Below are 10,449 nucleotides of genomic sequence, written 5' to 3'. Positions count from 1 at the left end.
TGCGAGTCCTGTTCTCACCCCGCCGCTCTCCGGAATTTAAGCTTCCCCCGGACTGAAAATTCTTTCCATAAGCACCGCGTTTTCATAACCGTGAGGGGCATGATAATAGTTTTTGCGGATGCCGGTTTCGGAAAATCCCTGAGAGGTATAAAGCCTGCGGGCCGGAATATTGCTCTCCCGCACATCCAGATAAAAACGCATAACGCCGTACCTTTCCCTGAGCATGCTCATGCCCTCCCGGAGGAGGAGGCCTCCCAAGCCCAGGCCCTGCCGCTCCGGGATAATGCTGTGCTTATTAAGGGTGGCCTCATCCAGCACTGCGTCATAAAAGCTGACGCCGTTTAAAATATCATCCTCTAAAAGAAGGAAGCATTTTCTCACCGGCGATGGCTCCAGAGTTTCAGAAATAACCTGCCGGGGCCACGGAAAACGGTAACAGGCATTTTCAATCCAGACAATCCTGTTAAAGAACCTTTCCATATCCCTTTCATAGTCAAATTCCCTTACAGTGCGCATGAACGCCTCCGCTGTTTTTCAGCTGCCCTGCTTTTTTCTGCCGGAAAAGGAACCGTCCGCATTTTTTACCAGATACCCCTTGCTGAGGAGCCCCTGATAAACTGACTTTTTCTTTTCATCATCAGTAGCTCCGGAGACCGGAACAAACTCCATGCCTTCCCGGGCTTTCCGGCCCACAAAAACGCTTTCCGGAAGCGCATCCGCCGGATTCCAGGAACAGGCGATGCCCGAATAATTCAGGAATCCCGCCAAATTGGCCAGAATTCTGGCATCGGAGCCGGGCTCATCCAGAATGATATCGGCCTTTCGGGAGCTCCGGGTTCCGGCATTAAGGGCCTTAAGCCGTTCCGCATAAGGAGAAATCCGCTGCCACATCTGCATTTTTCCCTGAGCTCCGGGAGCGAGAACTATATCCGGAGACTCCGGGCCGCGCCAGGAGGCATCAGCCAGAATAATCCTGCGAACCTCCTGATCCCGGGGGAGCTTCTGACCATACCAGTAAACCGGATAACCGGCGTAGTCCAGATAGCCGAAGATCCCGAAAAGATACTCTCTGGCGATTTCCCTGGAGTAGGCAAACACAAATACGGGACAGCTTCTTAAAAAATCCCGGCATAAAGCTTCAGGAGAAGCTTCCTTCATGACATCCGGATTTTTAAGCCGGAAGGTTTTAAAACCGGAAAGCTCCGCAAAATCCTGAAGTGACATGACTATCGCCCCTTTTTTACTCCGTTCCGGGAATCCTGATTGCCTCCGGAAAAAACGCCGGGAGCATCATAGCAGATTTACGCTCTTAACTGAAAAAAATGAGAAAAGCGACGTTCGGGAAATCAGGGGACATAAAGAAGGCCGGAAACGCCGCTCCGGAAAAGACTCTGCAGAACATAAGCCGGCATTGTATAATGAAGGACACCCGGGCGCTTTGGCTGAAGCCGCCCTTTTTGCGCTTTTTGTTCTGATTCTTCCTACGGACTCGCCATGACCTCTGAAAAAGTAACCCAGTACCGCAAGGGATGGAACCTTAATCTCAGTCTTCTTGGCCTGGAGGTGGTATCCGACGGCGGCGAGCTTATGGAAAACGAGTCTCTTGACAGCATTTCAGAGGCCGTTCTTTCCGAAAACGGTTCTGCCACCCGGCTTTCTGTCCGGCTCCGTAACGGCCGGATGCTGGAATTCCCTGACTTTCCTGCCGGTTCCTCGCAAAATATCAGAGCGCGCATTTCTGAACTTCAGGAAATCAAAGCCGGCCTTGCGGCCTTTATCCCGGAGCTCTTGCAATGGCACCGGAAGCTCACCTCCTGTCTCAAGGAGGAGTTCCGAATATCCGGCTATATCACCGACACCTATACTGAAAACGCCTTAAAGGATCTTTTTCTGGAGACCCGGCCGGAATTCCCCCTGGCGGAAAAACCGGAGGTCGGGGACTATTTTGCGGAGATTGCCGATGCCGCAGCCCGCAGGGCCTTTGAATACTGGCAGGGAACTCCGGATCGCCTGGCAAAAGAATACAATGAAGCAGCCACTGCCGGCATTCTCAGAAAATACGCCCCGTTTTTTCAGATAATCGAAAAGTCTCCCCTGACCGAGGAACAGGCCCGGGCTGTGGTAAACCTTAACACCAATCTCCTTCTGGTGGCTTCGGCGGGTTCCGGCAAAACCTCAGTCATGGTGGCCAAGGCAGCCTATGCTCTTCTGTTCGGCTACTTCAAGCCTTCCCGGGTGGTGCTTATTGCCTATAACCGCAAGGCGGTGGCAGAACTCCGGCAAAGGATCCGGGAACGTTTTTCCCAAGCCGGCATTCCCTGGGAACAAGTGCAGATAGAGACCTTTCATGCTCTCAGCTATAAAATCACCAGAAAGCTGGGCAATCCGGGCATAGTACTGTCAAAAATGTTTCGCGACGGCGACGACGGCACCAGAGAATTCATGGATATGGCGCGGGATCTTATCCGCCGCAAGGAAGCCTTCAGAATCCCGGCGCTTTTCTTCTGCTCGCTTTCCCCTTCCATGAACACAAACAGCAAGGCCGGAGCGACCTGGCGATCCGCCGCCGGAATACTGGAACACTTCCTGGACTGGCTTAACATCTGCTATGATGAAAAGGACGGTATCAGGGACGAGAATACCATAGCGGAATACCTGATTTTTAACGATGACGACTGCGATGCGGTATCCTTCATTCTCAGAGTAGTCGCGAAAATCACGCCGGATGAACCTGAAGACACTGCCCAGCCCCGCCGGAAAAAGAAGAAAAAGAACCGGAAAAAACCAGGGGAGGTTGTCAAATTCACCGCAAATGACATTGAATCCGGAAGCTTCATTGTCCCTCTGGTCAAATGTCTGCGCAAAAAGGGCTTCAGTTTCCGCTCATCCATTAACGAACGACTTAAAAAACAGCAGCAAAGCTATGAACTGGACGGCTTTATCCGCACCATGCGGAGCTTTCTTACCCATGCCAAAAACTCCCTTCTGACTCCCGAAATGCTCTGGGAAAAGTACCTCGCCGAAAAGTCTCCGGAATGGCATAATCTCAGAACCGGCCTCTTTCTCAAGCTCTTCCGGCAGATTTACCGGGCCTGGACCAGGCTTTTGGACGGCGGCATAGATTTTGAGGATATGCTAAACCTCTCGGTGCAGGTTCTGGAACGGCATCCGGAGTTTCATCCCTACGATCTCGTCATGGTGGACGAGGCCCAGGACATCAGTCTCTCCCGGGCCCGTCTTCTGAAGCTCCTTGTGCGAAATCCGGAAACCCGTCTTTTTGCGGTAGGCGATGACTGGCAGAGCATAAACAGATTCTCCGGAGCGGTAATCAGTGTAATGTCTGATTTTGCCGGATTTTTCGGGCAATCTGACATGCTGAAGCTGGAAACCACCTTTCGGTGCAGTCAGGAGATCTGCGATGTCTCCTCAGCCTTCATTTCCAGGAATAAGAGTCAGATCGCCAAAAACGTCCGGGGGATTTTTCAGACCAAAACTCCGGCGGTGGTGACGGTAAACGCGGACTGCGATCCCGAAATCCCGGAGGTTATCGCCATCCTGCTCCGGAAAATCATCAAGGAGGCTGCCGGAAAAAAGATCTCCGTAATGCTTCTGGGACGCTATAACGATGACCGGAAGTATGTGAAAAAGATCCTGAACCATCCGGAATTCCGCAATATCGTTCAGTTTATGACGGTACACAAATCCAAAGGTCTGGAGGCGGATTACGTCATTATTGTCAGAGCCACCTCCGGCATTCTGGGCTTTCCCTGCAACATGACCGACGATCGCCTGCTGGATCTGGTAATGCCCGAAAGTGACAGCTTTCCGTACTCCGAGGAACGCCGGCTTTTCTACGTGGGCATTACCCGGGCCCGTATCCGATCCTATGTGATTACCCTGTGGGATGAAGAATCGGAATTCACCGAGGAAATCAACGGCACTGCCCGGCAGAGCTACCTGCACTTTGACATTCCCCCGGAAAAGTCCGGAGGCATCGACCGCTGTCCGCTCTGCCATCACGGCATTACCTTTCTCCGGCAGTCTAAATACGGCTATTTTTATGCCTGCTGCCGTTTCAAGTGCGGCTACACCAAAAAATATTACGGAGATGATGAGTGATGATGACCTCTTCGCGGACAGGGCTTAACGCCGGCAGTTAAAAAGAGACGAATACGGGATGGGAATGCTGAAGGAAAGCCCGAAATCAGCGCTTAAGCAGGCTGCAAACACTTCAAAAAGAAAACAAAACCCCCGGCACCGGATCAGCAAAAGCAAAATGAATCTGAGGGGGAATAAAAAAAGAAAAATAAGGAAGTCGCTTGGCAGGGGCAGAGAGATTCGAACTCCCACAGCCGGTTTTGGAGACCGGTGTTCTACCATTGAAACTATGCCCCTGCAGAACGGTGCTCATTATACATGGAAAATCTCAAAAGAAAAGGAATAATTTCCGGCTTTCTGAAAATTTTTCAAAAAATCCCCGAAAGGTGATCTGTGTAACACTTTGTAACCAAGGGCCGGCCCCCGGACTTCCGGCGAAAACCGCGGCTCTTTTGCTAATTTTTTTTCTGAAAGAGAGGGCAACAATATATAATGTGGTTTTCAGATAGCACCGCTAGTCTGAAATCACCGCCCAGGCCCCGCTTCTCCGGGACTGCCTCCGGGACTGCTTCCGGATTGGCCCTGCTTCCTAATGGACAGTCTTCTGTCATGCCATCTTTTAGGACCAATAGAATGCCAAACAGTCTCTACAAAAAGCATGTCATTTCCATCTCGGAATTTAACCGCTCTGACCTGGAACTCGTTTTAAATACCGCCCAAAAGCTAAAAGCCGAGCCAAGAACGGATCTCCTGCATAACAAGGTTATCGCCAGCTGCTTCTTTGAGGCCTCAACCCGCACCAGACTTTCCTTTGAAACCGCCATTCAAAGACTCGGCGGCAGAGTAATCGGTTTTTCTGATGCCTCCAACACCTCCATGATCAAAAAGGGCGAAACCTTTGCCGACTCCATCCGCATTATTACCGGCTATGCCGATGCCCTGGTCATGCGTCATCACATGGAAGGCGCCGCCCGTCTGGCCAGCGATATCTCTCCGGTGCCGGTCATCAACGCCGGAGACGGCAGCAACCAGCACCCGTCCCAGACGCTGCTGGATCTCTTTACGATTTTTGAAACCCAGAAGCGCATAGACAATATCAGCATTGCTTTTGTGGGAGATCTGAAATACGGCCGCACCGTGCATTCCCTCTCTCAGGCCCTTTGTCACTACCATGCCAACATCTTCCTGATGTCCCCGGAATCCCTGGCCATGCCTGATTACATCCTGGATGACTACAACCGGGCCGGAATTCATTTCGAGATCTGCCGTCATTTTGAGGAGATTGTGCCCAATGTGGATATCCTCTATATGACCAGAGTGCAGAAGGAACGCTTTGACGAAACCGAATACCGGCACATCAGAGCCAAATACGTGCTTACTCCGGATCTCCTGAAGGGAGCCAGACCCAATATGAAGATCCTGCATCCCCTGCCCCGCATTGATGAAATCGTGCCGGAGGTGGACAGCACGCCTTATGCCTGTTATTTCCAGCAGGCCCGTAACGGGGTGTTCGCCAGAGAGGCTCTGCTTTCGCTTGTGCTTAACGAGGAGGTATAAAGATGACTGCCAAGACTCAGCTCCAGGTGGAGGCTATCAGAAACGGCACTGTAATAGATCACATTCCGGCCGGTCAGGCTCTGAAGATTCTCAAGCTGTTTCATTTTCTGGACACCCATGAGGCCATTACCGTAGGCTTCAACCTGCCCTCCAAGGCTTTCGGCCACAAGGATCTCATCAAAATCGAAAATGCCACCGTAACAGAGGATCAGGCTAACCAGCTGGCGCTCTTCGCTCCGGATGCCACGGTAAACATCATTCAGGAATTTCAGGTGGTGGAAAAAAGGAAGCTCTGTCTCCCCGAGAGAATCAAGCATATCTTTTCCTGCCCGAATTCTAACTGCATCACCCATGCGGAACCCACTGCCGAAAGCAATTTTCAGGTGCTTAACCAGAACGGCAAGATCCGCCTGAAATGCCGCTACTGCGAAAAGGTGTTCGATAAGTCTATTGTAACCAGCTACAGATAACATCAGCCGGAAAGGATAAACATATGAGGAACGGGCAGCCGTTCCTTTTTTTGTCCCCGGATTCGGAAACCGTAAAGAAAACCGGGCTCTTCATAAAAACGTCATTCCATAGTTATCAACAAGCCATCCACAGGTTCTCCCGCAATTTGCCACATCCTTTCACACCAAAACTGTGAATTCCCGGGATAATTCTGTGAGTTTGACGACATTTTCCCCGAAGCAAACATTATCAATACACAGTTTATCCACAGATTACTGTTAATAATTGTCTTTACCTGTTACTAACAATGTCTGATATGTCTGCAATTCTTTTCAGGGCGGCAGCTTTTTCACATATCTGGTAACAATTCTCACCAAATCTCACTGAAAGACTCCGGAATGAAAGTAAAATAAGCAGCAGTTATCAGCAGCATCGCAATAATCATGCGCCTGATCTGCACAGTCACGCCCTAGCAGGAGGAATTCACACATGGCAGGACTTCTGGGAACCATTATTGATTTCCTGGCCGGAAAAACCATCAGGAAGAAACGTACGACATCCCGTACCGGCACCCGCAGCTCTTCCGGAAGAAGCTCCCGTAAGCTTTCCGAGGATGAAAGAATTTTTCGGGAGGTGATGCGCCGTCTTAAAAAAACCGGGGATCGCCGCAGCGTATCCACCACGGAACGCTTTAAAAGAGCTGTGGAATCTCAGGGCTTTTCCAGAGCGGAGGTTAACAGCGCTGTGAACACCTACAACGCTCTGAAATCCCGCAAGAACGGCGTCAGCAAAACCTTCTCAGTGCTTTCAGCCGCCACCCGGGATGCCGACCACAACGGCCGGGCGGATATTCTTGATTTCGGAGAGGCTCTCTGGAACAAGGTATTTGACAGCGATGATGACGATGAGGAAAACGAGGACGCCGAAAAGAAATAATAACCGCAAAAAATGGTCATCCGGATTGAAAACAAAATGACAGGGCAAAGGCTGCAAAAGAAGGGATCTTCTTAAGCAGCAGTGTTCTCTGCTCTGTCCCGCTGCCTCGCCTGAAGCTCCGGTTTTCCGCATTCAGGTATGCTGCAAATAATCCCGGGCCCCGCTTTTTAACTGCTCCTTCAAAATCTATGCAGCAAAACTTTAAAATCACCGGCATGAGCTGCGCCGCATGCGTCTCCCGGGTAGAAAAGGCTGTTACCAGGCTCCCCGGCGTTACCGCAGCTGCGGTAAGCCTTCTTACCGGTGCCATGCGAGCCGAAACCGCTGACAGCATAGCTCCTGACACCATTATCAATGCCGTCAAAGCTGCTGGCTACGGCTGCGTCCCTGTTTCCGGGGATGCTCCGGAAATTCCGGAGACATCAGATGTTTCCCGCCATCTTAAAAATCGTCTTTTTGTCAGCTTCGCTCTCCTGATACCGCTGCTCCTTCTGGTGTGGCCGCCGCCCTTCATTCGGGAATTTGCCGCTTTGTCTCCGCTGGCGTCCGGAATTATGCAGGGGATTATGGCCGCAGCTGTCATAATGGTTAACAGAAGCATTATCGGAGGCGGCATCCGGGCTCTGTTCAAACTGAGTCCGGACATGAACTCCCTCATAGCCACGGGAGTAATGGCCGGTTTCGGCTGGTCATGCATCATGCTCCTCGTCATGGCGGATCTTGTTCCCGCTCCCCTGATTCCGAAATCCTCCGCTGTTCCTCTGTACTTTGAATCCGGAGCCATGATTCTTACCTTGGTCACCCTGGGGAAGCTCCTGGAGTCAGGAGCCCGGGATAAAACCCTGAACTCCCTCCGGGGCCTTATGAGCATGAATCCGGATACGGCACAGGTTCTGAAAAACGGTGCAGAAATTACCATGCGGGCAGCAGATATGGTTCCGGGCGATATCTTTATTGTTCGTCCGGGAGAGCGTATTCCAGGAGACGGCACCGTGATATGCGGAAGCGGATCCGTCAATGAAGCCGCTCTTACCGGAGAGGCGCTTCCGGTATTCCGAGAGACCGGTTCTCAGGTTAAAGCCGCCACGGTGGTTCTGGATGGCTGCCTGACCTGCCGGGCGGAAAATACCGGATCCAAGACCGCCTTTTATCGGATCATCACTCTCCTGAAAGAGGCTCAGGCCTCCCGGGCTCCCATTGCCCGTACCGCTGACAAAATTGCCGGGGTGTTTGTCCCGGCGGTTCTCACTGTTTCATTAGTTACGCTGATTGCCTGGCTCTTGTCAGGAGCAGAAGCCGGCTTTGCCCTCAACGCCGCCATTGCCGTTCTGGTAATAAGCTGCCCCTGCGCTCTGGGACTGGCCACCCCGGTATCAGTGGTAACCGGTTCCGGCGTTGCCGCAAAACACGGCATCCTCTTTAAAAGCGCCGCCGCTCTGGAAACTGCAGGAAGACTCACTGCCGTGATTTTCGATAAAACCGGCACCCTGACCACCGGAGATATCAGCATCACCGCCGTGAAAACCCTGAACGGCACTGCCATGACAGAGCTTTTAAGAACAGCGTATCTTCTGGAAAATAAGAGCGAGCATCCTCTGGCCCGGGCAGCAACATCCTGCGCTGAAGAAAAGCTCCGGAAGAGCGCCGCCGGAAAAGCAGAGGAAGCTACTGACAGCACGGCGATCTCGGATTTCAAAAGCTTCCCCGGACTGGGAGTCTCCGCGGTAATAAACGGAAATATCATAAGAGGCGGCAGCTACCGCTTCCTCTCCCGGGAAATCCCGGATCTGCCCCCGGAGCCGGAGGAAGCCTCTCAAAGCGGGGAATCCTTGCTGTATTTTGCTTCCGGAAATACCATTCTGGGATATTTCACCGCAGCAGATAGTCTGAGAAAGGGAGTCCGGGATAATATTAACGAACTGCGCCGCATGGGAATTGAGACCCTGATGCTCACCGGGGATCATGATCCTGCAGCCCGCAAGGCTGCTCTTGCCGCCGGCATTTCGGACTTCCGGGCCGGACTCCTTCCCGAAGACAAAGCAGGTATTATCCGGGATCTTAACAAAAGGCATATCACCGCTATGACCGGAGATGGCATCAATGATGCCGTAGCTCTGAAGACAGCTCATCTCGGCATTGCCATGGGTTCCGGAACCGCCATTGCCGCTGATGCCGCGGATGCGGTGATCCTGAATTCACGGCTTAATGATCTGGTTACCGCCGTAAAGCTCGGCCGGGCCGTGCTTAAAAACATCCGGGAAAATCTTTTCTGGGCCTTTATCTACAATGCTCTGGGCATTCCTCTGGCCGCCGGCTGCTTCTACAGCCTTTTGGGATTTCAGATGAACCCGGTATTTGCGGCCACGGCCATGTCCCTGTCCAGCATTACCGTTGTCGGGAATGCGCTCAGGCTTAATTTTTTCCATCAGAATAACGGAGAACACCAAAAAATGAACATTACAGGAGTATTCAAAAAGGTTTTTGAAAGAGCCCCGGAGCTTCAGGATAACCAGATCCTGCTCCGGATCTCCGGCATGAAATGCGAGCATTGCGAACGCGCTGTCCGCAAGTCCTTGGAGGAGCTTCCGGAGGTTACCGCCGCCGAAGTCAGCCACAAAAAGGGACAGGCGGTGCTTACCATCTCCGGAGAGGTTGCAGAAGATCGTCTCAGGACAGCGATTACAGAAAGCGGCTTTGAGCTTAACTCCCTGAGCGGAAAGCCCATCTCCCGGACATAATCATCAGGATTAAAGAACTGAAAACCCCGGGAGGCTCGCTCTTTCCGGGGTTCCGTGCTCTTTCCTGAGATCCATGGGAATGCTTTTTGATTTTGATTGCGACTTTGCTGTTACTTCTTATCATTATCAAGTTCGTCATCAGCCTCTCTGGTTTCCTCTTCATCACGCTTCTCATCCTGACCGGCAGCGCAGATTCCATCGAGAGAATGATCGGACATCTCTTCAAATCTGCTCTTCACGCTTTCCTTCTTGCTCTTGATGAGGCTCATCAGAGAACCGAAGAAGCCCTGCTTGCTTTCTTCCTTTTCGCCCCAGAGCTCGCTATCCGGTTCCAGAGCAATGTTTGCAAAATCCGGACACTTAGGAGCCTGTACGTTGTATGCCTTGCGCACCAGTCTGTCTACATAATCGATATCGTTGTTCATAGCGTTCACCCTTCCTGAGATATGTTTGCACTGTTATGATGTGCCTTTCTGTTCTTAAAACGTACGAATCTTCCCAAGGTTACACTTTTTGCAGAAAAACTTCATTTTTTTTGCAAATGATCAAAAGGCTGCATCGGCATTCGGCAGAAGACAAGGCTGCCTGATCCGTAACTGCGCAGTCGATGAAAAATCCTCCGGAAAATCACAGAAGCTAAACTGAAAACAAACAAGCCGGCAAGTATATC

The 10,449-nt window shown here is 51.6% G+C and carries 8 protein-coding genes and 1 tRNA gene; 5 read left to right on the top strand and 4 right to left on the bottom strand.

Annotated elements, in window-relative coordinates; genetic code table 11:
- Window positions 1–36: 36 nt before the first annotated feature.
- Both rimI and ACJROR_RS13040 read right to left on the bottom strand, forming a co-directional pair.
- A complete protein-coding gene (gene rimI / locus ACJROR_RS13045; protein WP_406547450.1) occupies window positions 37–516 on the bottom strand; it encodes a ribosomal protein S18-alanine N-acetyltransferase in 480 nt (159 codons plus the stop codon).
- An 18-nt stretch (window positions 517–534) separates the two neighbouring features.
- Window positions 535–1,224 (bottom strand): hypothetical protein, encoded by a 690-nt coding sequence (locus ACJROR_RS13040; protein ID WP_406547449.1) that lies wholly within the window; start codon window positions 1,222–1,224, stop codon window positions 535–537.
- Window positions 1,225–1,494: 270 nt separating this feature from the next.
- Between ACJROR_RS13040 and ACJROR_RS13035 the strand changes: the two genes are divergently transcribed.
- Window positions 1,495–4,119, top strand: coding sequence for a UvrD-helicase domain-containing protein (locus ACJROR_RS13035; RefSeq protein ID WP_406547448.1), 2,625 nt, complete (start codon window positions 1,495–1,497; stop codon window positions 4,117–4,119).
- Between the two features lie 201 nt (window positions 4,120–4,320).
- On the opposite strand, the gene ACJROR_RS13030 is transcribed toward ACJROR_RS13035, so the two are convergent.
- Window positions 4,321–4,395 (bottom strand) — tRNA-Trp (locus ACJROR_RS13030).
- A 336-nt stretch (window positions 4,396–4,731) separates the two neighbouring features.
- On the opposite strand from ACJROR_RS13030, the gene pyrB reads away from it, so the two are divergent.
- The 4 genes from pyrB (at window position 4,732) to ACJROR_RS13010 (ending at window position 9,779) form a co-directional block, all read left to right on the top strand.
- A complete protein-coding gene (pyrB, locus tag ACJROR_RS13025; RefSeq protein ID WP_406040417.1) occupies window positions 4,732–5,655 on the top strand; it encodes an aspartate carbamoyltransferase in 924 nt (307 codons plus the stop codon).
- Between the two features lie 2 nt (window positions 5,656–5,657).
- The gene (pyrI, locus tag ACJROR_RS13020) at window positions 5,658–6,125 is read left to right on the top strand and encodes an aspartate carbamoyltransferase regulatory subunit (protein WP_406040415.1); all 468 of its coding nucleotides are present in this window, start codon (window positions 5,658–5,660) and stop codon (window positions 6,123–6,125) included.
- A gap of 469 nt (window positions 6,126–6,594) precedes the next feature.
- Window positions 6,595–7,041 carry a hypothetical protein gene (locus tag ACJROR_RS13015; RefSeq protein ID WP_406040413.1) on the top strand — a complete coding sequence of 149 codons (447 nt, stop codon included), beginning with the start codon at window positions 6,595–6,597 and terminating at the stop codon, window positions 7,039–7,041.
- A 188-nt stretch (window positions 7,042–7,229) separates the two neighbouring features.
- Entirely contained in the window at window positions 7,230–9,779 is a 2,550-nt protein-coding gene (locus tag ACJROR_RS13010; protein WP_406547446.1) for a heavy metal translocating P-type ATPase, read from the top strand.
- Between the two features lie 110 nt (window positions 9,780–9,889).
- On the opposite strand, the gene ACJROR_RS13005 is transcribed toward ACJROR_RS13010, so the two are convergent.
- Complete coding sequence (locus tag ACJROR_RS13005; RefSeq protein WP_406040409.1) at window positions 9,890–10,204, bottom strand: hypothetical protein; 315 nt, start codon at window positions 10,202–10,204, stop codon at window positions 9,890–9,892.
- Window positions 10,205–10,449 lie beyond the last annotated feature (245 nt).

The organism is Succinimonas sp. (assembly GCF_045225735.1).
Lineage (GTDB): Bacteria > Pseudomonadota > Gammaproteobacteria > Enterobacterales > Succinivibrionaceae > Succinimonas.
Note: the sequence above shows the minus strand (reverse complement) of the source record. Positions and strands in the feature narration are given on the sequence as shown.